The organism is Burkholderia sp. PvR073 (assembly GCF_054055695.1).
In genome coordinates this window covers 389,819-412,325 of record NZ_JBSRXO010000001.1, presented here as the reverse complement: position 1 = coordinate 412,325, position 22,507 = coordinate 389,819, and the positions used below count along the sequence as shown (strand labels likewise).

At 62.4% G+C, this 22,507-nt stretch carries 12 protein-coding genes and 1 tRNA gene; 6 read left to right on the top strand and 7 right to left on the bottom strand.

Features of this window, described 5'->3' with window-relative positions:
* The first annotated feature begins 62 nt into the window (after positions 1-62).
* The 3 genes from dnaG (at position 63) to ACVK00_RS01745 (ending at position 4,651) form a co-directional block, all read left to right on the top strand.
* Complete coding sequence (gene dnaG / locus ACVK00_RS01755; protein WP_284893786.1) at positions 63-1,928, top strand: DNA primase; 1,866 nt, start codon at positions 63-65, stop codon at positions 1,926-1,928.
* Positions 1,929-2,016: 88 nt separating this feature from the next.
* A complete protein-coding gene (rpoD, locus tag ACVK00_RS01750) occupies positions 2,017-4,434 on the top strand; it encodes an RNA polymerase sigma factor RpoD (RefSeq protein WP_228909450.1) in 2,418 nt (805 codons plus the stop codon).
* Positions 4,435-4,572: 138 nt separating this feature from the next.
* Positions 4,573-4,651: transfer RNA gene (locus tag ACVK00_RS01745), tRNA-Ile, on the top strand.
* Positions 4,652-5,059: 408 nt separating this feature from the next.
* On the opposite strand, the gene ACVK00_RS01740 is transcribed toward ACVK00_RS01745, so the two are convergent.
* From ACVK00_RS01740 to ACVK00_RS01710, 7 genes are all read right to left on the bottom strand, one after another.
* Positions 5,060-5,641 carry a hypothetical protein gene (locus ACVK00_RS01740; RefSeq protein WP_354123174.1) on the bottom strand — a complete coding sequence of 194 codons (582 nt, stop codon included), beginning with the start codon at positions 5,639-5,641 and terminating at the stop codon, positions 5,060-5,062.
* Positions 5,642-5,727: 86 nt separating this feature from the next.
* Positions 5,728-6,429, bottom strand: a complete 702-nt coding sequence (locus ACVK00_RS01735) for a HEPN/Toprim-associated domain-containing protein (RefSeq protein ID WP_354123173.1) — start codon at positions 6,427-6,429, stop codon at positions 5,728-5,730.
* Between the two features lie 251 nt (positions 6,430-6,680).
* Complete coding sequence (locus ACVK00_RS01730; protein WP_354123172.1) at positions 6,681-7,328, bottom strand: HEPN/Toprim-associated domain-containing protein; 648 nt, start codon at positions 7,326-7,328, stop codon at positions 6,681-6,683.
* Between the two features lie 1,164 nt (positions 7,329-8,492).
* Complete coding sequence (locus tag ACVK00_RS01725; protein WP_354123171.1) at positions 8,493-9,629, bottom strand: beta family protein; 1,137 nt, start codon at positions 9,627-9,629, stop codon at positions 8,493-8,495.
* A 10-nt stretch (positions 9,630-9,639) separates the two neighbouring features.
* The gene (locus ACVK00_RS01720; RefSeq protein WP_354123170.1) at positions 9,640-10,926 is read right to left on the bottom strand and encodes an XRE family transcriptional regulator; all 1,287 of its coding nucleotides are present in this window, start codon (positions 10,924-10,926) and stop codon (positions 9,640-9,642) included.
* A gap of 506 nt (positions 10,927-11,432) precedes the next feature.
* Positions 11,433-12,254, bottom strand: coding sequence for a hypothetical protein (locus ACVK00_RS01715; RefSeq protein ID WP_354123169.1), 822 nt, complete (start codon positions 12,252-12,254; stop codon positions 11,433-11,435).
* A gap of 161 nt (positions 12,255-12,415) precedes the next feature.
* On the bottom strand, positions 12,416-12,619 hold the full coding sequence (locus tag ACVK00_RS01710) for a hypothetical protein (RefSeq protein WP_175663594.1): 204 nt from the start codon (positions 12,617-12,619) through the stop codon (positions 12,416-12,418).
* A gap of 343 nt (positions 12,620-12,962) precedes the next feature.
* On the opposite strand from ACVK00_RS01710, the gene ACVK00_RS01705 reads away from it, so the two are divergent.
* From ACVK00_RS01705 to ACVK00_RS01695, 3 genes are all read left to right on the top strand, one after another.
* Positions 12,963-13,412 carry a type II toxin-antitoxin system HicB family antitoxin gene (locus ACVK00_RS01705; RefSeq protein WP_175663595.1) on the top strand — a complete coding sequence of 150 codons (450 nt, stop codon included), beginning with the start codon at positions 12,963-12,965 and terminating at the stop codon, positions 13,410-13,412.
* Positions 13,413-13,473: 61 nt separating this feature from the next.
* The gene (locus ACVK00_RS01700; RefSeq protein ID WP_354123168.1) at positions 13,474-22,101 is read left to right on the top strand and encodes a GH36-type glycosyl hydrolase domain-containing protein; all 8,628 of its coding nucleotides are present in this window, start codon (positions 13,474-13,476) and stop codon (positions 22,099-22,101) included.
* A gap of 181 nt (positions 22,102-22,282) precedes the next feature.
* Positions 22,283-22,501: a glycine zipper 2TM domain-containing protein gene (locus ACVK00_RS01695; RefSeq protein ID WP_012365720.1), complete on the top strand. Its 219-nt coding sequence runs from the start codon at positions 22,283-22,285 to the stop codon at positions 22,499-22,501.
* The last annotated feature ends 6 nt before the right edge of the window (positions 22,502-22,507 follow it).

The window sequence follows — 22,507 nt, the reverse complement described above, 5'->3', positions numbered from 1 at the left end:
CCGGCGCGTCGCATGCGCGTGCGCCGGGGCATCGTATTGTCCTTTTTTCGCTCGATCCCACGGTGATTCCGCATTCGTTCCTGCAGGATTTGCTGAACCGCGTCGATATCGTCGACGTGGTGGGCCGGTACGTGCAGCTCAAGAAGGGCGGCGCCAACTTCATGGGGCTGTGCCCGTTCCATAACGAGAAGAGCCCGTCGTTTACCGTCAGCCCGACCAAGCAGTTCTATCACTGCTTCGGCTGCGGCGCGCACGGCACGGCGATCGGCTTCCTGATGGAGCACGCGGGGCTCACGTTCCCGGAAGCCGTGCAGGAACTCGCGCAATCGGTCGGACTGACCGTGCCGCACGAGCCGTCAATGCGCGGCGGTGGTGGCGGCGGCGACTATCCGGCACCCGTGTCGAAATCGGTCGCGACGGCGCTGTCCGACGTGATGTCCGTTGCGTGCGACTACTATCGCAAGCAATTGCGCGGCGCGACCGTCGCGATCCAGTACCTGAAGAACCGGGGCCTGACCGGCGAGATCGCCGCGCGATTCGGTCTCGGCTATGCGCCGGACGGCTGGCAGAACCTCGAAACCGCGTTCCCGGACTACCGTGACGAGTCGCTCGTCGAATCGGGGCTCGTGATCGTCAGCGAAAAAACCGACGCGCAAGGCGTCGCGCGACGCTACGACCGGTTCCGCGAGCGGATCATGTTCCCGATCCGCAACGTGAAGGGGCAGGTGATCGGGTTCGGCGGCCGCGTGCTCGGCAGCGGCGAGCCGAAGTACCTGAATTCGCCCGAAACGCCGCTGTTCAACAAGGGCAGCGAACTGTACGGGCTGTTCGAGGCGCGCCTCGCGATCCGCGAGCGCAAGTACGTGCTGGTCGTCGAAGGCTACATGGATGTCGTCGCGCTCGCGCAGCTCGGCTTCCCGAACGCGGTCGCGACGCTCGGCACGGCGTGCACGCCGATCCACGTGCAGAAGTTGCTGCGCCAGACCGATACGGTCATTTTCAGCTTCGACGGCGACTCGGCCGGCCGGCGTGCGGCGCGCCGCGCGCTCGAGGCGTGCCTGCCGCATGCGGCGGACAACCGGACGATCCGATTCCTTTTCCTGCCGTCCGAACATGATCCGGACAGCTACGTACGCGAATTCGGCGCGGACGCGTTCTCCGAGCAGGTCGAACGTGCGATGCCGCTGTCGCAATTTCTGTTGAACGAAGCAATTGCCGGCAAGGCGCTCGATCAGCCGGAAGGTCGCGCGAAGGCGCTGTTCGACGCGAAGCCGCTGCTGCAGGCGCTGCCGGCAAACGCGTTGCGCGCGCAGATCATGCACATGTTCGCCGACCGTCTCGATATCCCGTTCGAGGAAGTCGCGGGGCTGTCGGATGTCGATGCACGCATTGCCGCGCCGGCGCGCCAGGCGCCTCCGCGCAGCGAGCGGCGGCGTGTGACGGACAGCGAAAAGCGGGCGTTGCGTACGCTCGTGATGCATCCGCGGATCGCGTCGCAGCTCGACGACGAACAGCTTGCGACCCTGCGCGCGCTGCCGCGCATCGGCGAGTTGTTCGCCGAAGTCGTCGAGCATGCGCGTGCGCTGGGCGACGGCGCGGAGTTCCGGCTGCTGTCGGACGTGCTGCGCACATCCTCGAACGGGGCGACTTACGAGGAAATCTTCCGCGAAATTCTGGACTATGATGAAAACGTCCGCGACTTGCTGCTACAGAATCCGGAAGACGAGACGGTGCCTGAGCGGCAGCGCGAACAGGAACGGATCGCGGGCGAGGAACTGCAGGCCGCGGTGCTCAAGATGCGCTATGACGCTTGCTGCGACCGGCTCGATCGGCTGGCGCGGCAATCCACCTTCACACCCGAGGAATTGGCCGAATTGACGGAATTGAACCAGCAGCGAACCGACATGAAGCGTCGGCTCGGGCTGTAGGCGGCCGGGGCGCCAGGAGAGGGCTCCCCAGCGTGCTATAATATAAGGTTTCCAGCGGTTTGTTTTCCAAGCAGAGGCGAGAATCGCGATGGCAAAGACGACAGGCGGAAAGAAAGCAACAGGCAAGGGCTCGACGGAGCCGACCACGAAGGTCACAGCGGCCAAGTCTGCTTCTTCCACCAGGACAACGTCTTCAGCCACGTCTGCCCCTGCAGGAAAGAAAACCGCGGCCGGCACTGCTCAGGCTGCGCCGGCGTCGGCAGCCAGAACACGGGCTGCCGCCAGACCCGACTCCGGGCCGGCCAAGCCGGCGGCGAAGCGGGCAAGTGCGAAAAGCGCAAGGGACACGACTGCCGCCGCGGACGAAACGGCAGTACGTACTACTCATGCACCCACGGTTCAACCGGCTGTCGTCCAGCAGCCGCGAGTCGATATAGCCGGTACGGCGAACTCCATGACCAAAAAGCTGAACGAAGTATCCGTCGATGACGACGCAAATCAGAGCGACGAGCAGCCCGCAGCCGCGGCTGCTCCGGGCAAATCCAAGGTGCGCGATCGTCGCGCCAAGGAAAAGGCGCTGCTGAAGGAAGCGTTCGCGACGAGCACGCCCGGCACGGCCGAGGAGCTCGAAGAGCGCCGCGTGAAGCTGCGCGCGCTGATCAAGCTCGGCAAGGAGCGCGGCTTCCTCACCTATGCCGAAATCAACGACCACCTGCCGGACAACTTCACCGAGACAGAAGCCCTCGAAGGCATCATCGGTACGTTCAACGACATGGGCGTGGCCGTATACGAGCAGGCACCGGACGCGGAAACGCTGCTCCTGAACGACAACGCGCCGGCCGCGTCGTCGGACGATGAAGTCGAGGAAGAAGCGGAAGTCGCGCTGTCGACCGTCGATTCGGAATTCGGCCGCACGACCGATCCGGTCCGGATGTACATGCGCGAGATGGGCACGGTCGAGCTGCTCACGCGCGAAGGCGAAATCGAGATCGCGAAGCGGATCGAGGACGGCCTGCGCCACATGGTGATGGCTATTTCCGCGTGCCCGACGACGATCGCCGACATCCTCGCGATGGCTGAGCGCGTCGCGAACGAAGAGATCCGCGTCGACGAACTCGTCGACGGCCTGCTCGATCCGAATGCTTCGGACTCCGCCGATACGGACGGTTTCTCCGCGAAGGAAGCCGAAGCGATCGAGAACGAAGACGAGGAAGCCGAAGAGGAAGAGGAAGAAGAGGAAGAGGAGGAGGACGACGGTGCCGCACAGGCGTCGGCCAACGCCGCCCAGCTCGAAGCCCTCAAGCGTGCATCGCTCGACAAGTTCTCGCAGATCAGCGAGTGGTTCGACAAGATGCGCCGCGCGTTCGAGAAGGAAGGCTACAAGTCGAAGGCCTACCTGAAGGCGCAGGAAACGATCCAGACCGAGCTGATGACGATCCGCTTCACCGCGCGTACCGTCGAGCGCCTGTGCGACACGCTGCGTGCGCAGGTGGACGAAGTGCGCCAGGTCGAGCGCCAGATCCTGCACATCGTCGTCGACAAGTGCGGCATGCCGCGTTCGGAATTCATCGCGCGCTTCCCGGGCAGCGAGACGGATCTCGACTGGGCCGAGAAGATCACGGCCGAAGGCCATTCGTACAGCGCGGTCCTGGCGCGCAACATCCCGGCGATCCGCGAACAGCAGCAGCGTCTGCTCGACCTGCAGGCGCGCGTCGTGCTGCCGCTGAAGGACCTGAAGGAAACCAACCGCCAGATGGCGGCCGGCGAACTGAAGGCGCGTCAGGCGAAGCGTGAAATGACCGAGGCGAACCTGCGTCTCGTGATCTCGATCGCGAAGAAGTACACGAACCGCGGCCTGCAGTTCCTCGACCTGATCCAGGAAGGCAACATCGGCCTGATGAAGGCGGTGGACAAGTTCGAATACCGTCGCGGCTACAAGTTCTCGACCTATGCGACGTGGTGGATCCGCCAGGCCATCACGCGTTCGATCGCGGACCAGGCGCGCACGATCCGTATTCCGGTTCACATGATCGAGACGATCAACAAGATGAACCGCATCTCGCGGCAGATCCTGCAGGAAACCGGTCTCGAGCCGGATCCGGCAACGCTCGCCGAGAAGATGGAGATGCCGGAAGACAAGATCCGCAAGATCATGAAGATCGCGAAGGAGCCGATCTCGATGGAAACGCCGATCGGTGACGACGACGATTCCCATCTCGGCGACTTCATCGAGGACAACAACACGGTCGCGCCGGCGGATGCCGCGCTGCATGCAAGCATGCGCGACGTCGTGAAGGATGTGCTCGATTCGCTGACGCCGCGTGAGGCGAAGGTGCTGCGGATGCGCTTCGGTATCGAGATGAGCACCGATCACACGCTCGAGGAAGTCGGCAAGCAGTTCGACGTCACGCGTGAGCGGATCCGTCAGATCGAGGCCAAGGCGCTGCGCAAGCTGCGTCACCCGAGCCGTTCCGACAAGCTGAAGTCGTTCCTCGAAGGGAACTGATTTCCAGCGTCTCACTTGCGAACGCCGCCGGTATCCGCGTGATGCCGGTGGCGTTTGTCTCCTTTGTCGTCTTTGTTGTTACAATGCCGGCCCGGCTTCGTTGCCGGGGCGACATGTAGCACGCCATGCTTCTCATCTGGGCCCCTAGCTCATGCTTGGTTAGAGCAGCGAACTCATAATTCGTTGGTGCCGGGTTCGACTCCCGGGGGGCCCACCAGATTCTCTTTCAGGGTCATCCAGGGAAGTTGTGCCGTTAAGCATAAGTTGTCCACCTGGACACGTTATGCCTTATTTCCCGATCGGCCACGTTTTGCTTTATCGGGAATCGGCTGTACGTTTGAAGGTTTGGTTTGCGGTGGCAATCGACCGCGATTCGACGCGAAAAGGCCGACCCGGTGGGTCGGCTTTTTCGTTTCTGATGTACCGGAGATGCCTAGCTCAGTCCGAGCGCCTCCTAGCCCCTCTGACGTCTGTCTATGACGCCTCGGATGCCGGTCACGACCTCATGGGGCATCCGGGCGAACGACTGCGCCGGCGACTGATCGACCGGCACCCAGCACTCGCTCGACGATGGCCGTTTGCGCGCGTCGGCTCTCGGCGACGGTGGCCCCGGCGTCGTCTGCGCTCAAACAGTCGCGAGCGTGTCCATAACGGAGTCGCGATATACACGAGCGAGGAGAGTCCCGGTTCTGTCGACGGTGCGTCCTTGAGCGGCTTCCTCAAGACAATGAAGAACCTCGAGTGCGTGCTTACCGCAGGCATCGCGGTCTCGCCTCCCGAACTCGAGTTCCGTCTTCAATCCCCTTCTGGCGAATTGAGCGGAAAGCCACTCGAACGCGGAGGTAGCGTCAGATGGCCTTTCGTGAGCCGGCAGCGCCAGCAACATTTCGGCGTTAGCTTCATCGAACGCATTGAGTCGCAAGAATTCGTTGACGTTCCGCAGCAACTCGTTCACATCACGGCCGGTGTCTTCGAGAGCATTTTGCCAATTCGGGATGCATCGGTTCATTGCAGTGACGAGATACGTCAGGTCGAAATTCTGCCAGAACCGCGGACGTGGTTGATACACGTATTCCAATGCCAACGAAAGGCACATCGAAGTCAGGTGGGCTTCATTAAATTGGCAATCCATCATATACGTGTACAGCGCGTCGGTCGTCCCGGCGTGAAGGTCTGCGGCTTTAAGTTGCATGCTGGTCTTCTTCATGTGAATTGTTCTTGCTTGGGGCAGTGTGGTAATTCCATTGTCGAGTACGTAAATTTCGTATGCGACATGTCACAGCGAAAGATGAGTTACGTTGTACTTCTCCCGGAAAGGATGAGGTCTTCAAAACAATATGTGGGGCCATATTCGACGATGTCGCTCACATCAAGAATACACTCCGTATCATCCGGAACAATCTCTAGCATTGCGACGGCCATACATTCCAGGGACGTGCAGGGAAATCCAGAAAGCAGGTGTCGTGGCATTATGCTGTTGAAATTAGGGGAATCGCGACCAGTAACGATATCGACGAGTAGATTCGAGGGTGTGAGACCTTCATGGCTTCGTGTCCAATAATGAATGCGAGATTTAACCGCATCTCCCAGTACGTCAAGCCAATCGTTAAGTGTTGCCTTCCTGAAAGCCTCGGCACGAGCATGCGCCGTCTTGGCGGTATTGAGATAGTGGTCCTGAAAGAAATATGGTGGATTGCTATGCCTAAATACTATATTTCTGTATTTAAGGTACTCGAGTTCCAGTGACGAGCGGTCGTAGCCCGCGATTGCAAGACGCCGGCGAAGTGTATCTGCTCTCGTAAGATACAAGTAGTCTGTTTCCGGTTCGCTCCATTCACTGGCGTCATCGGGCAAGGCGTGAGTGATTAGATTTCGTTGACCTTTTGTTCGTGTTCGAATGATTCTGTCCTCACGTACGAAGAACCATCGACGATATTGGTGTCTCGTAGAGGCAATCGGATAGCCGCCAATTTGAATAAAAGCGTGGAGAGACATAGTTACCCCCGTTCAGAAAGTGGATGCTACAAAAGTGCGCTGTCTATCTATGTGGCGCGTATCCGTTGATCTATCCACCATCACCCGGATTGCAACGCTTCACACGTACGTATAGTCGCGGGAACGTCTGATGAAGGCATAAAAATCGCCGATTTTCCCGATTGCGGACGACCCACTCCGCATCTGAATGCCATGACATACGGCACACCTACCCTTGATACCAGTACGCGCGATTTCCGCACATACCGACATCAGACGGCGTTCTCTCGTGTCGGCATCAGGTCGTCAGACAAAGGCACGAGTTCAAAAACATCTAGGACGCACTCCGCGTCATCGGGTACGACTTCGAGCATTGCAAGTGCCATGCATTCCACGCTGATGCAGGGGAAGCCGCCAACCATATGACTCGGCACTTTGATACTGCTGGGCAGAGACTCCGGTCCCATAACTATATCGACTAGCGCATTTATGTCTATAAACGGGTCGGAGTAGTCAATGTGTTTGGCGCGCGTCAAATGTCCGGAATTTCTAATTCCCACAGCCATTTTGAGCGCGAAAAACCAATCATCAAGACTCGCGAATCTAAATGCTTCCGCGCGCTGAGCTGCGGTCGTGGCGTTACTGGCTTTGTCGTCTCGAAAGAAATATGGTGGGTCCCAGCGGCTGAAAGCCTGGTCCATGTATTTCAGGTATTCCAGCTCCAATGCTTTACGGTCGTAGCCGGATGAATTGAGGCGGCGGCGTATGGTGCCTGCCGTCGAGAGATACAGATGCTCACCGGCACCGTTCGAAGATGGAATGGCTCGCGTTGACACAAATCCAGATTCAAGAGCGAACTGCCACGGCAGACCACTGTTCCTCATGTAAGCGACCGGATACCCCGCAATCTTGAACTGCAAGCAGGCTTCCATAATGATTTCATCTCCAAAACTGGTTATCTAATATCGAATTTCGATGTCCATCGCTTTGCCGATGGCTTCAGCGACATGAGCGGCGGAAACAAGTTCGTATGCAATTTTGCATGCGAGTGATCGACTGGAAGGGTATAGTGCGACCGTGGAGTGATGATCGTGATTTTTCCAACGATTTTCGGTGTTTTTTGGAAAAGAAACGTTTTTCCCGAAAATCTCTCTGAAAATCAATGTGTTTTTGTGCGTCAAGCCTTCCGCCAATCATCTCGATTTCCGAGCGTGGCTCTGACTGGGGGCCGGTCTTGAGTTGACGCTTGGGTCGCGCACCGCTCGGCGGATGACGTCGCCGCTTCGTACTGCTCGCCTGATCTGCACAAGTGATGGTGCTGCCTCGCCAGGATGTCTCTGGAGTACGAGATTCGTCGAGCGAGACCTGTCAGACCGGAGGGCGGCGAGGGAAAAAGCTGCGCTGCGCTTGCCGGCGACGAAAACAATCAATTCGGGTTCGGCGGTGGGATGCTTTCCCCGGTGGGACGTTTGGTTCAACACCTTGGTACGCAGGCTGGGAACTTCGGCGATTGGACCTCCTCCACGATGCGAGTCAGCGTGTCGGAAAAGCATAGGAGGGGATCTGCCACTGCGCGCTCCCGAGCGCGTTCAGGTCACCGGCGTACCAGAATTCGCGACGGCCCTTGCAGAACGGGCAAGAGGGAACAACTCGATCAGCGCGCGCCAGCGGGCGGTGCTCGAGGATCTCCGTCAACAGTTCGGCTACATTTCGCGAACCGCAAGTGACCGCCTAGAGACGACCGTGCCGGGTTATCGGGAGTTGAAGACGTGGGAGGTAGCCTGACCGGTCGCAGCGCGTTAGGAGGTAGGGCGGTTTGTTTGCTCGCCGTACGGCTGGGGGCGGTCTGCGGCAAGGGCATCAGCTAGCCCCCGGCGGTCCAACGGGTGCCTGCGCTCCCCGAATGAGCTATGCTGCCCATGCCGCTGGGGGCTCATCGGGCGTTCATCAGATGAAGCCTCTCTTCGACACATTTTGTTCCAACGGCCCGTCGTGGTAGGCGCACACGAATGCGGAGTACGGTGGCGCAGCATGTCGCTACGCCCGCGCGTTCGAAGAGTTACGAGTGCACCGGGAGAACGCCGTTACTCGAGCAAAGGCAACTGCGCCCCCACATCCTGCACGGGAAGCGCTTCGATCGAGATTCCTCGCACATTCGCAACGTCGACGACAACGCGTGTTAGATGATGTGTCGTATTAACTTGCCGCCAGGTGGTGGAGTTGCCCGGTCCATCTAGTCCCTGAGCGGTAAGTGCGATATATGCGTCGGCCGTAGAGAACTGTGCCCCTGCGAAATGCCCGCTTGTAACGATTCTCGCGCAGATCTCTTTCATGACCGTCTTATCTGGGCCGGCCTTACCGCCTCGCGCAACCAACCAAGCGGATTCCGTGGTGTAACGGTAGTGGCGAATCGCTTTTCCACCGCTACCCCCGAAGACCATTTTCGCGCAATCGGCCGCATAGTCGCCGAAAATCATGTGCTCTGCCGTTGCGGGGTCGAAGCTTACGGCCTGCCGCCATGCGGCCCATTCATTGCGAGGCCAAAGTTCACTAGCGCCATGCCCAGCGGGATTCTGCTCAGGATAGTGCGTCCCCTGGAAGATGATGTGCTTCCATTGTCCGAGGTCCTGGAGCAGTTCCAGCGCCCCGCCGATAATAGGTGCAACGAGATCCGGTGCAGAAAAATCGGAATCCGAGAAGTCAGCAATGACGGCGCAGTCAACGGCTTGCAAACCCAACTGCTCGACAGCGCGAGAAAGCGTTACACCAAATTCTGCTCCCACCATCTCGCCGGAATTGACGCAGAAGCAAAATTTCAAATCATCTTCTTCGGCGATGGACTCCTTGAACGCGTCCATCTCAAGATCGCCCAGATCCGTGAGCCTCGCCATCGGAACGGCCCTCACGTGCAGGCTTCTTGCACGGCGAAACATTTGCGGTAGCCACGACGCGAGGCTGTCTCTTCCGCGTTCGGAGATAAGGTATGTCGAGTCGATAATCGCAGGGCGATTAAGCCAATGCCGGGACAATAGTCCGCCGACGTCAGGTGTGTCGTCGAGCAAAAAAAGCTCCGGCTGATCGTCGTCTCTTTCGCTTGGCGGTGGCACGATAAAGCGAGGGAGGACATGTGCAGCAACATCAGACGCCAGTTCGCGGACGCCGCTTAGTTCGCCCGCTTTCATGCGCAATGCCGGGCAATACAAGATCTTATTTCCCTTCACTTACAACCTCCTAGGGCTGCGAAAGTAGTTGCCTGCGTACCTTGTTGCGACCAATTCTGTCCGAAAACAGGGCGTAGTTGTTTCGCTCCATGCGAATACGCCCAAAAACAATTGCGGGAGAGATTCCTAACTGATCCGCAAAACGCTCGATAGGATCAGCTGTTTTAGCAATGCGTGCCGGGGACCGCGACCACAGTTCTTCGGGGATGAGCATGTTTGACGCGAAGCGATTCGCTTCTTCTTCAAACTCGTCAACTTCCACGCTTTCGACGTCGTCGAAAAACCCCGCTGCCAAGCCTGTTCTGTAATGCAAAATCACGTGGCCGACTTCGTGCATCAACGTGAACCAGAAATTATCCAATGCGTCGCGTAGAAGCGTCAGGCCGATGACCGGGATATGGTCGACTAAGAAGGCAGCTCCATCGACGTTCATTCCCGGGATGTTGCGTTCCGCTATCAGAACAATACCATGCTGCCTGAGCAGGTCACCCGCCTGCGCCGGTCCATCGTCTAGCTTACTTAGCCGAACCAGGTCTTTCAGCCAGGACACGTCGAGCGGCCGGTACTTGAGTTTGTCGCGATCAATGACAGCCTTCGCTTTGCGCGTTACTTGGGCTTTCCAGGAAAGTAACGTCCAATCCTCGGAGTGATGCTTGACATTAAGACCGGTGCGAAGTAAGGAGGGGGTGCCATGCATCTCGACATGCTCCGCGACATGCTTGACCAGTTGGCTGATGCCGTTCTCGTCAGATCCGTTGTCGCCTTGAAGCCACCCGTGCGCCCGGGCGTGTTTGAGCACCTTTTGCGCTTCTGCTGGCGAAACTTCGAACGAAGGCGCCCAGCGATTCTCATTGACCGGCCGGATATCTGCGGTCAAATCCACGTCGAGGGCCCGAGCGACCCGTATGTAGCCGGCGAGGCTGATGGACCGATAACGCTCTGATTCGTACCGCTGAATTGCCTGTTCTCGCAAACCGAGTTTTCGTGCAAGGTCTTTCTGCGACCAGTCCTTGGCGATACGCGCAACTATTAAGACCTCGCCGAGATCGTTTTCAGCCTTGCGTTTCAGCAGCTCAAAATCGCCTTCTTTCGCGTTCTGGTAAGCCTCCAATATTTCGGACAACTCCTGCCTTTCAGTCGAAAGGGAGCGTCGGACTCCATCGATCACCTCCCTCGGCAATCCTTCAACAATCGACTTGAGGGTTTGCTCGGAAGACAACGCGTGGCCAATCTGTTCGATCAGGGCTGCGGTTTCGCGAGCTTGGCGTTCATTAGAAATCAGGGTAACAGGAGACATGAGCAGATTGTACACTACAAATATGTTGTGTGCGAAATCTGTGGTCGACTGAGTGGCAGTCTCACTTCCTTTCATTATCATTTCGGTTGTGCCAGACCATCCGGCGGACGTTGCAGGAGCCGGCGGTGCGCCCGCACTGTCCGGCTAGACGTCGTCTTGCTGCACCTTGTGCTCTCGCGCTGCTGCCCGAACGGCGGGCATTCCACCGTGCTGGAGACTCGGATGTGAGAATGGCAGCGACTCACTCTCGACAGGTCGCGCCCGATGAAGCGCGACTGGTTCGGCGACCCTTTGGCGGCCAAGCCAAGACCGCCGTCGTGGCGAGCGTCGTCGTGTCGTGGCGGCTTCGCTACGCATCGAGTGGCATTCCAAGGGCAGTGACGCTAGGCTTTCGGGAAAACGGCTGCATGAAGGCAATTCGCGCCAAGTCGAGCAAACACGGCCTGGTGACGAATCGCGACGTCGATGTATCCTTGAATTCTCCTCACGCTCGTTGTCCCGGCCGTTCAACTTGCCAGTTTGCGTCGGCATAGACGCAAAAACTGTTCATAGACGGGCACGAACTTAGAAGCCTCTTCATTCAGGATACGGGCGTCCTCGATCACAGAAGGGGAGCGGGGACCGACGGCGCGCTGGGCATCTGGAAATACTGACAGATACTCCATGTTGCCGACTGGCACCGTCTTTTCTACCACATGCATTGCCATATTCTCGGCTGCCTTGTAAAAGCTCTGCAGCGCCTGCTGCAGTTCCGAGTCCAGAAACTCTTTCTCCGGCTGATCCCAGGTCTCGACGAAATCCATGAGCGGCCTTATGGCTTCCTTGGAGAACGAAGCGCCAAAATCCTGCTCGCGAAGCAGGCGAACGGCTGGTTCGAAGGGGAAAACCGACTGAAACTCCCGAAATAGGCGCTCATCGTGAGTCAGCTTCTGCTCCGCCTCTCGTGGCTGTAGTTGCGGATAGTGTTGGAACAGACTCCTTTCATCTTTCGTCAGGTCCTGCCAGATGTCTGTCCAGAACAGTATGCTGACGCCAAATTTTCCGGTTGCTTCTCGCACTCCAGAAAGGTTCCCGACCACGCTTTGAATCTTCCGATCAGTATCTGCGGTGGTTGCAATGTACAGGTGCGTCAAAGCGGGTGTAAACGCATCGGCCTTATTGACCTCTTCAGCAATCATTTCTTCGGTGACACCGGATACAGTGTTCTTGCACTGTAGTCCGACCAGCTTCCCATCATTGTCGTTGCCATACCGGGACGCGGCGACGGAGCCGCGACTCGTCGCGAGCAATGCGCAAGACCGGCAAGCGCCGCGCACGGTATCGTCCATGCTGTCGGCCCGCCAGCTGATAGGGCGGCATCACGCGCGCCGTTTATCCTGACGGGCGACGTGCCAAAGTAAAAAGCCGGCGTTTGGCCGGCTTCGCAATCCGCCTTGCTGGGGCGGCTCCTCGTTCTGCTTGAGCGCGAGGAAGTGGACTACGGGGTACGTTACCGGGTCAATAGAAAACTCATGCCGAGACGTTTCCTTGCATCGGAAATATATCGTCTGCGCGTAACGGCTTTCCACGAAAGGGGATGCCGGTTTTTTCGCTGCGGACCCACGACCGGCATGCCGTCGTCGGTCGCACGCGCCTCCGCCTGTTCTTGTTGGTTGTCCTGGAAATTTTTTTCTCGCTTCGGGTGATCGTTCATCAAACGGCTCCGTCAGGAAATCGCGTTGCGTCACGGTTCAGGCTTGTACTGCTTGAATCGAATCAAACCGCGCAGGCGATAGGGGGCGCAACGGCCTACGTTCGTCACGACGTACCCCTCGTCATGAAGTCTACGATCCATCGCCAATCTGCGCGTGAAGTACCACCATGCGTCTGCAGGCTTCGGCAGTCGGTACGCTGCCGTACATGACCGATGGGGAATACAGGCTCCCTGCGCTTCAAGCGCGATTGAGCATGCCGCGCAGACTGTTCTTCAGCGTACAGATTCGTCGAGCCCCGCAATGCATGATGACTTTCGTTGCATTTTCCGTCAGGAGCGAGTCATGAAATATCCGGTCTATATCACGCGGCACGGGAATCCCCGCTATCGCGGCGCGCTTCCGGATTTTCCGGAAATCGATGTGGCGGGTGACTCGTATGACGAGTTGCTGGTGGCTGCGGCGCAACAGGTCATGGCCTGCTACGACCGCTCCGCGCGTCTTGTACCGCCGCCGACCACGGATATGTCGATATTGCAGGCGTCGGATGTCGACGTGGGTAACGGAATCTGGCGGTTCTTCGATATCGACCTGACCGGGATGACCTCGAGTTCCGTGAGGATCGAGCTGTGCCTACCGAAATGCATTGTGCGTGACATCGACCTGAAGGCGAGCGCGCTGCACACGACTCGCGATGCATTCGTGTCGATGGCGTGTGCGAACGCCGACCAATCAGCGCAGCACGTCGCGGTGCGTTCCGAACCCACCGTGAAATCGCTGTCGGAAGCGGCTTGACGGTGAGACGCTTTGGACGTGAAGCCTGGGCGGATGGAGTGGTCATTCGGGAGAAGGTGCGTTGAAGATTCACGTTGCGCGTGTTTCGCGACGCCGGACATCGCCATGGAGCAATGCACGCCCGATTCGCGAGGAGTTCTTCGGCGAGGAGCGGCTGGCGCAGCTTGCGGGCAGTCTGGCTCGCGGGCAGAAGGTGCTGCCCGCCGGGGCCTCTGGCCCGTCGCTCGCCACACGGCTGAAGGACAACGCCGATCATCTGCTGAAGGCGTACCGGAACACGGTAGCGGCGGACGCCCGCGGCGAGGAAATCACCCCCGCGGCAGAGTGGCTGCTCGACAACTACTATCTCGTCGGGGAGCAGGTGCGGCAGATCCGTGACGATCTTTCCCCGCGCTATTACCGGCAACTGCCCAAGCTCGGCAACGGCCCGTTTGCGGGATATCCGCGCGTGTTCGGGATCAACTGGTCATTCGTCGCCCATACCGACAGCCGTTTCGATCCCGACGCGCTATGCCGTTTCATGCTTGCGTATCAGGCCGTGGAACCGCTGACGATCGGCGAACTGTGGGCGGTGGCGATCACGTTGCGGATCGTGCTGATCGAAAACCTGCGGCGGCTCGCGGATCAGATCATTGACGACCGGCGCGCGCGGCTCGACGCCGACGCGCTCGCGGATCGCCTGCTCGGCGAACGCGGGCAGGCACGGGAGGAGACGGAGCCGCTCGTCGCCCGTTATGAGCAGGCCGTATTGCACGATGCATTCGCCGTACAGTTGATTCAGCGGCTGCACGATCACGATCCGGCCATGGCACCGGTATTTGCATGGCTACATCGGCACCTCACGGCGCGCGGCGCGACGCCGGATCAGATCGTCGCGTCCGTCAACCACCAGCAGGGCGCAGCCAGCCTGACGGTACGCAACGTGATCACCAGCATGCGGCTGATTTCGGAGGTGGACTGGACCGATCTGTTCGAGCGCATCAGCCTCGTCGATCAGGTGCTGCGCAGCCACCCGGGCTTCGCGGAAATGGATTTCCCCACGCGCAACCTGTATCGCGATGCGGTTGAAACGCTTGCGCGCGGCGCGCCCGTCAGCGAACGGGAGATCGCGCGCCGCGTCGTCGCCGCTGCGGCGGCGCAGGGCGCGAACCGCGCGTCGGCCGCCGGCGCGGCGCCGGGTCGCGAGACGGACCCCGGTTACTACCTGCTGGCGGAAGGGCGCGCCGCACTTGAAGCGGAGATCGGCTATCGGCCGCCCGTTGCGCTATGGTTGCGGCGCCTGACACGTCACGCAGGTCTCGGCGGTTATCTCGGCCGTATCGGGCTGATTGTCGCGCTGCTGCTGGCGGGCATGTTGGTGTGGCTCGCGCGCGTCGAACCGCCCGGCCACTGGCTGATCTGGCTCGGCCTCGCCGGCCTGCTGCCCGTGCTCGATGCTGCCGTCGCGCTCGTCAATCGCAGCGTGATGCGCGATGTCGGCGCGAAGATCCTGCCCGGGCTCGCCTTGCTCGACGGTATTCCGCCGGGCCTGCGCACGATGGTCGCCGTGCCGGTGCTGCTGACGACGGAAGCGGCGCTCGGCGAGCAGATCGAGCAACTGGAAATTCATCACCTGGCGAGCCCCGATGGTGCGCTTTACTTCGCATTGCTCTCCGACTGGATGGACGCGCCCACGCCGCACGCCGACAGCGACGACGAGCTGCTGGCATCCGCGGCGGCGGGTATCGACCGCTTGAATCGCCGTTATCCGGCGGCGCTGGGCGAAGGCGAGCGCTTCCTGCTGCTGCACCGCAAGCGCGTGTGGAACGACGGCGAACGATGCTGGATGGGCTGGGAGCGCAAGCGCGGCAAACTGCACGAGCTGAACCGATTGTTGCGCGGTGCATCGGACACGACGTTCATCTCGCATGCAGGCGGGCCGCCGCGCGTGCCGTCTGACGTGCGCTACGTGATCACGCTCGATGCCGATACGCGGCTGCTGCGCGATACCGTGCGCCGCCTGATCGGCAAGATGGCGCACCCGCTCAACCGGCCGATATTCGATTCGGCGAGCCGGCGCATTGTCGAAGGCTACGGCGTCCTTCAGCCGCGTGTCACGTCGTCCCTCGCGAGCGGCGACGAGGGGTCGCTGTTCCAGCGTGTGTTGTCGAGCGCGCACGGCATCGATCCTTACGTATCGGCCGTATCGGATGTCTATCAGGATCTGTTCGACGAAGGCTCCTATGCGGGTAAGGGCATCTACGACGTCGATGCGTTCGAGGCGGTGCTCGCCGGCCGCGTGCCGGAGAACGCGGTGCTCAGTCACGATCTGTTCGAAGGTATTTTCGCGCGGGCCGGGCTGGCGTCGGATGTCGAGGTCGTCGAGGCGTCGCCGTCCCGCTACGACGTCGCGGCGGGACGCCTGCACCGATGGGCACGCGGGGACTGGCAGCTTCTGCCGTGGTTGATTTTTGGCCACGAACCGCTGACGGCGGTCGGCCGCTGGAAGATGCTGGACAACCTGCGCCGTACACTCACTGCGCCCGCCATGCTGGTCGCGCTGCTGGCCGGATGGATGCTGCCGCTGCCCGTGTCGTTTGCCTGGAGCGCGTTCGTGCTGGTGACGATCGCGCTGCCGTTCCTGTTGCCCGTCTTGAGCGGGCTGGTGCCGCGCTGGCGGCGCACGCACGTCAAGATGACCACGCGCAGCGTGCTCCATGCGTGGTCGGAGGAGCTGCAGTTCGCGTTGACGCGGTTCGGCCTGTCGGTCGTCATGCTGCCGCAGCAGGCATGGTCGATGGGCGACGCGATCGCGCGCACGCTGTTTCGCGTGGGGATCAGCCGTCGCCACCTGCTCGAATGGACCACGGCGGCCGAAGCCGGCGCGCGCGACCGGCGGACCCTGACGCTCACCTATCTGCAAATGCGCGGCGGCGTGACGCTCGCACTGCTTGCCGCGGTCACCAGCATGCTGGTGGGCTGGCGCTTCGATCGTCATGCGGGCTGGCTGGCCGCTCCGTTCGCGCTGGTCTGGCTCGCGGCGCCCGCGATCGCCTACTGGCTGAGTTGCGCGCCGCGGCCGGCGGGCGAGCTGGCGGTGGCTCCGCACGGTGCGCGCCAGCTACGGCGCGACGCGCGCCGGACCTGGCGCTATTTCGAGACTTTCGTGACGGCCGACGATCAGATGCTGCCGCTGGACAATTTCCAGGAGGACCCGAAGCCCGTCGAGGCGCACCGGACTTCGCCCACCAATATCGGGCTGTACCTGTTGTCCGCCGTCAGCGCCCGCGAGTTCGGCTGGCTTGGCACGCTGGACGCGGTGTCGCGGCTGGAGGCGACTCTCGCGACGATGCGGCTGATGTCGCGCTATCGTGGCCATTTCTACAACTGGTACGACACGCGCGACCTGCGGCCTCTCGAGCCGCGGTATGTGTCGTCGGTCGACAGCGGCAATCTCGCCGGGCACCTGATCGCGCTCGGCAATTGTTGCCGAGCGTGGGCGAAGCAGCCCGCTGGCGTGGGACGACAGGCCGCGCATGAAGGGATCGGCGATACGCTGGCGCTGTTGTGCAAGGCCGTGTGCCGAGATGGCGACGCCCGGACGGCCTTGCACGGCGAGTTCGAGCGGGCCGCGACCGAGCTGGAGGAGACGCTCGCCGCGCCGGCCGGGGAGGGCGCTGCACCGGAATGGCCCGCGATCACGATCCTCACCGCGACGGTCGCCGATGTCGCGCGTGCGCTGATGGACGAGATCGGCCGGGTGCGGGGCGACGACGTCGACGACGTGCTGTTCTGGGCGCAGGCGCTGGAGCACGTGGTGCAAGGGCATTGCAGTGACGCGACGCGCACGCCGGACGAAGCGGACGTGCTGAACAAGCGTCTTCAGGTGTTGGCCGATTCCGCGTTGCAGATGGCCTATGCGATGGAGTTCGGCTTTCTGCTCGACCCGGGGCGGAACCTGCTTTCGATTGGCTACGCCGTGGCCGACGGGCAGCTCGATCCGGGCAACTACGACCTGCTGGCGTCGGAGGCTCGCCTGGCGAGTTTCGTCGCGATCGCGAAAGGGGATGTCCCGGCGCGCCACTGGTTCCGGCTAGGCCGCCTGGCGACGCCGATCGGGCATGGCGCGGCGCTGATATCGTGGTCGGGATCGATGTTCGAATACCTGATGCCGTCGCTCGTGATGCGCGCGCCGGACAGCAGCCTGCTCGCGCGTACCAATCACCTGGTGGTGCGACGGCAGATCGCCTATGGCGACGGGCTGCGGCTGCCGTGGGGCATGTCCGAGTCGGCGTACAACACGCGCGACATCGAGCTGACCTATCAGTATTCGAGCTTCGGCGTGCCGGAGTTGGGGCTCAAGCGCGATCTCGACCAGAACCTGGTGGTCGCGCCCTATGCGACCGCGCTCGCGGCGATGGTCGCGCCGGACGCCGCCGCGCGCAACTTCGAGCGGTTGCGCGCGGCCGGCGCGTGCGGACGCTTCGGCTTCTACGAAGCGCTCGACTACACGCCTGCGCGCGTGCCGGAAGGCATGCCGGTTGCCATCGTGCGGGCATTCATGGCGCATCACCAGGGCATGTCGATCGTGTCGATCGCCAATGCGTTGCTGGGCGGGCGCATTCGCACCTTCTTCCATGCGGAACCGGCCGTTCGCGCCACCGAGCTGCTGTTGCAGGAGCGGGTGCCGGGCCGGGTCGCGGCAGGGCGGCCGCGGGTCGACGCACGCCCCGCCGGCAGGATGCATGGGATCGATGCCGGCGTCGCGCGGCGCCTGCTGTCCGCGAACGATCCCGCTCCCGTCACGCATCTGCTGTCCAACGGCCGCTATGCGGTGATGCTCACGGCCGCGGGGTCCGGCTACAGCCGTCGCGACGATCTGGCCGTTACGCGCTGGCGGGAGGACGCGACGCGCGACGATTGGGGCAGCTATCTGTATCTGCGAGACGCGGAGAACGGCGACGTCTGGTCGGCCACGTGGCAGCCCACCGGCGTGGTACCGGACAGCTACGAGGTGACGTTCACCGAGGATCGCGCCGAGTTCGTGCGTCGCGACGGCACCTTGACGACGTCGGTCGAGGTGGTGGTGTCAGCCGAGGACGACGCAGAGGTGCGTCGGGTGTCGGCGGCCAATACGGGCACCCGGCCGCGCATGATCGAATTCACGTCGTACGCGGAAATCGTGCTCGCGCCCGCAACCGCCGATCACGCGCATCCCGCATTCTCGAAGCTGTTCATCGAGACCGAGTACATGCCGGCGTCCGGCGCAATTCTGGCGACGCGCCGCAAGCGCGCGCCGAGCGAGGCGGAAGTTTGGGCCGCTCATCTGGCGGTGACTGCCGGCGAAATCGTCGGCGCGGAAGAATTCGATACCGATCGCCTGCGTGTCATCGGACGCGGACGCAGCGTTCGCCTGCCGCTTGCGCTGACCGAACGGCGTGCGCTGAGTACTTCCGAAGGCGCGGTGCTGGACGCGGTGTTCACGTTGCGGCATCGGCTGCGCATCGAGCCGGGCGCGAAGGCGAGCATCGTTTACTGGACCATCGTCGCGGATTCGCGCACGCAGCTGCTCGATCTGGTCGACAAGCATCGCGACGGCGAATCGTTCGCGCGTGCGGCGATGCTCGCGTGGACCCAGGCGCAGGTGCAACTGCGGCACAGCGCGGTGAGCCTCGACGAGGCCGCGTTGTTCCAGCAGCTGGCCGGATACATGCTCTACAGCGATGCGTCGATGCGGCCGGGCTCCGCCGCACTGCTGCGCCATGCGGCGGCGGTATCAGCGGCGGGCGGAATGGGCGCGTCGCCGTTATGGACGCATGGCGTATCGGGGGATCTGCCGATACTGCTTGTCCGGATCGACGACATCGAGCACATCGCCATGGTGCGGCAGTTGATTCGCGCGCACGAGTACTGGCGGATGAAGCGGCTCGAGGTCGATCTGGTCATTATCAACGAGCGCGCGGCGTCGTATGTGCAGGATTTGCAGGTGGCGCTCGAGGGGCTGGTGCGGCCCCGGCAGCCCCCTGGCGAAGCCGGACGCGGCAGTATTTTCGTCCTGCGCGAGGACCTGATGGCGGTGGCGGCGCGCGCATTGTTTCCGGCCGTTGCGCGGGCCGTGCTCGCCGCGCGCAACGGCCGGCTGGTGGACCAGTTGCGGCGCCTCGGGGGTTCGCCGCTGCCCGCGCGCCCGGATGCCGCGCGCGCGCCGCTGCCGCCGCCCGTGATCCCGCCGCCGAAAGGCGCACAGGCCGGCGAGCGTCTCGAATACTTCAACGGCATCGGCGGTTTCGCGCACGGCGGCCGCGAATACGTCGTGATCCTGCAGCCCGGCCAATGCACGCCGATGCCGTGGGTCAACGTCGTCGCAAATCCATCGTGCGGCTTCCTGACGTCGGCGGAGGGGGGCGGCTATACCTGGGTGACGAACAGCCGCGAGCATCCGCTGACGCCGTGGTCAAACGACCCGGTTACCGATCCGCCGAGCGAAGTGTTCTACATCCGCGACGACGAGACTGGCGTGCGCTGGGGGCCGCAGGCGGGTTCGATCGGCGACGACGCGCCGAGCGCGACCGCTTTCGTGGCGAGTCATGGCCAGGGCTACAGCCGGTTTGCGCATTCCGCGGCCGATGTCGCCGTCGAGTTGCTGCAGTTCGTGCCGCTGGCCGATCCTGTCAAGATTTCCCGCCTGAGTCTGCGCAACCTGTCGGACCGGCCCCGCCGGCTGTCCGTCGCAATCTATGCGGAGTGGGCGCTGGGTGCGCCGCGCAGCGCCTCGGCGCCGCACACCGCGAGCGAGATCGATCCGCCCACCGGCGCGCTGTTTGCCCGCAACGACTGGAGTCAGGTGTATCGCGGCAGAGTGGCGTTCGCCGATCTATGCGGCCTGCAAACCTCGTGGAGCGCGGACCGGCGCGAGTTCATCGGCCGCAATGGAGTCCTGAGCGATCCCGCCGGTTTTCCGGGCAAGACCGGCGCGTCGCCGTTGTCGGGCCGCGTCGGCGCCGGGCTCGACCCGTGTGCCGCGTTGCAGACCACGGTCGATCTCGAACCCGGCGGCAGCGTCGAAATCGTCTTGCTGCTCGGCGAAGGCGCCGATGCGGCAACGGCGCGACAGTTGATCGTGCATTACCGTCAGGCGGATCTCGACGCGATATTCGCCGCCGTGACGGCGTTCTGGGACGAGACGCTCGGCGCCGTTCAGGTCGAAACGCCTGATCGTGCGATGGATCTGATGTTGAACCGCTGGCTGCTGTACCAGACGCTGTCGTGCCGGATCTGGGGGCGTGCGGGCTTTTATCAGGCGAGCGGCGCGTACGGTTTTCGCGACCAGTTGCAGGACGGCATGGCGCTCGCGGTCGCCCGCCCGGCCCTGACGCGCGAGCATCTGCTGCGGGCGGCGGCGCGCCAGTTTCCCGAGGGCGACACGCAGCACTGGTGGCTGCCCGAAAGCGGCAGCGGCGTACGCACGCGAATCTCCGACGACCGCGTCTGGCTTGCCCATGCGGTTGCGCACTACGTCGACGTCAGCGGCGACCGCGCGATTCTCGATGCGTCGATCCCGTTCATCGACGGGCCACCGCTCGCCGCCGACGAGCAGGACGCGTTCTTCATCCCGCGCATCTCGGAAACGAGCGCATCGCTGTTCGAGCATTGCGTGCGCGGACTGGAGTCCAGCCTCGCGCAGGTCGGCGAGCACGGCCTGCCCCTGATCGGCACGGGCGACTGGAACGACGGCATGAACCGGGTCGGCGAGGCCGGGCGGGGCGAAAGCGTCTGGCTCGGGTGGTTCCTGCATGCGACGCTCACGGCGTTCGCGCCGCTCGCCACGGCGCGCGGCGCGAACGCACTGGCGGCGCGCTGGTTGACGCGCGCCGGCGCGTTGCGCGCTGCGCTCGCCGATGCGGGATGGGACGGCGAGTGGTATCGGCGCGGCTACTTCGACGACGGCACCCCGCTCGGCTCGGCGAGCAATGCCGAATGTTCGATCGACGCGATCGCGCAGTCGTGGAGCGTGCTGTCGCGCGCGGCGGACCCGATGCGCGCCGCACGGGCGATGGACGCATTGGAAGCGCAGTTGATCCGCCGCGACGATGGCCTGGCCTTGCTGTTTGCGCCACCGTTCGATCATTCGCCGGTCGATCCCGGTTATATCAAGGGCTACCCGCCGGGCATCCGGGAAAACGGCGGCCAGTACACGCACGCGGCCACGTGGTCGGTGCTCGCGTTCGCGCAAATGGGCGACGGCGATCGCGCTGCGAATCTGTTCGCACTACTCAATCCGGTCAATCGGAGCCGCACGCGCAGCGGCGCGAATCGCTATCGGGTGGAGCCCTACGTGGTCGCCGCCGACGTTTATTCGGTGACGCCGCATGTCGGTCGGGGCGGCTGGACCTGGTACACCGGCTCGGCGGGTTGGCTGTATCGCGCGGGCGTCGAAGGCCTGCTCGGCCTGCGCAGGCAGGGCGACCTGCTGTCGATTCAACCGTGCATACCGCGATCCTGGCCGGGCTTCAGGGCAACGCTGCGTCACGGGGCGTCGCACTACGACATCGTCGTCGAGAATCCGGACGACGTCTGCGGCGGCGTGTCCCGCGTCGTCGTGGATGGCGTGCGGCTTGCCGCCGGCGAAGCAGCGGTACGGCTCGTGGACGACGGTCGGCGTCATAGCGTGGTCGTGACGCTGGGGGCCGCGCAGGCGGTGCTCCTGTGAAGCGGCAGGCGGACGTGGAAGTCGGCAGGTTGGCATTCGGGCCGGTACGTTAGCGGACGGACTGTGCGCGATTTACCTCCCATCATGAACCGATGTTTCGAATTCCATCGAGACGTCAGCGCATGGGCTTCCGTGCTTCGAGCCGGATCGGACGACGCAGCGGCAACCCGAGGAGATAATCATGAGAAAGCTACATTCCGTGGCGGTCGAGATGGCGATAGTCACCATGACGATGGTCGTGCTGACCGGTTGCGGCGGTATGTCTCGCCGTGGAACGGATACCGTGATCGGGGCCGGTGTCGGCGGCGTCGCCGGTGCGGTCCTGACGGGCGGCAGCGCGTTGGGTACGGTTGGCGGCGCGGCCGTCGGCGGGGTTGTCGGCAATCAGGTCGGGAAATAGATCGGG

What these genes read in the sequence shown, in the direction of transcription:
- ACVK00_RS01695 (WP_012365720.1), top strand. Translation starts at nt 22,283, where the DNA reads ATGAGAAAGCTACATTCCGTGGCGGTCGAGATGGCGATAGTCACCATG.
- rpoD (WP_228909450.1), top strand. Translation starts at nt 2,017, where the DNA reads ATGGCAAAGACGACAGGCGGAAAGAAAGCAACAGGCAAGGGCTCGACG.
- ACVK00_RS01710 (WP_175663594.1), bottom strand. Translation starts at nt 12,619, where the DNA reads ATGAACGATCACCCGAAGCGAGAAAAAAATTTCCAGGACAACCAACAA.
- ACVK00_RS01720 (WP_354123170.1), bottom strand. Translation starts at nt 10,926, where the DNA reads ATGTCTCCTGTTACCCTGATTTCTAATGAACGCCAAGCTCGCGAAACC.
- ACVK00_RS01715 (WP_354123169.1), bottom strand. Translation starts at nt 12,254, where the DNA reads ATGGACGATACCGTGCGCGGCGCTTGCCGGTCTTGCGCATTGCTCGCG.
- ACVK00_RS01740 (WP_354123174.1), bottom strand. Translation starts at nt 5,641, where the DNA reads ATGAAGAAGACCAGCATGCAACTTAAAGCCGCAGACCTTCACGCCGGG.
- ACVK00_RS01705 (WP_175663595.1), top strand. Translation starts at nt 12,963, where the DNA reads ATGAAATATCCGGTCTATATCACGCGGCACGGGAATCCCCGCTATCGC.
- ACVK00_RS01735 (WP_354123173.1), bottom strand. Translation starts at nt 6,429, where the DNA reads ATGTCTCTCCACGCTTTTATTCAAATTGGCGGCTATCCGATTGCCTCT.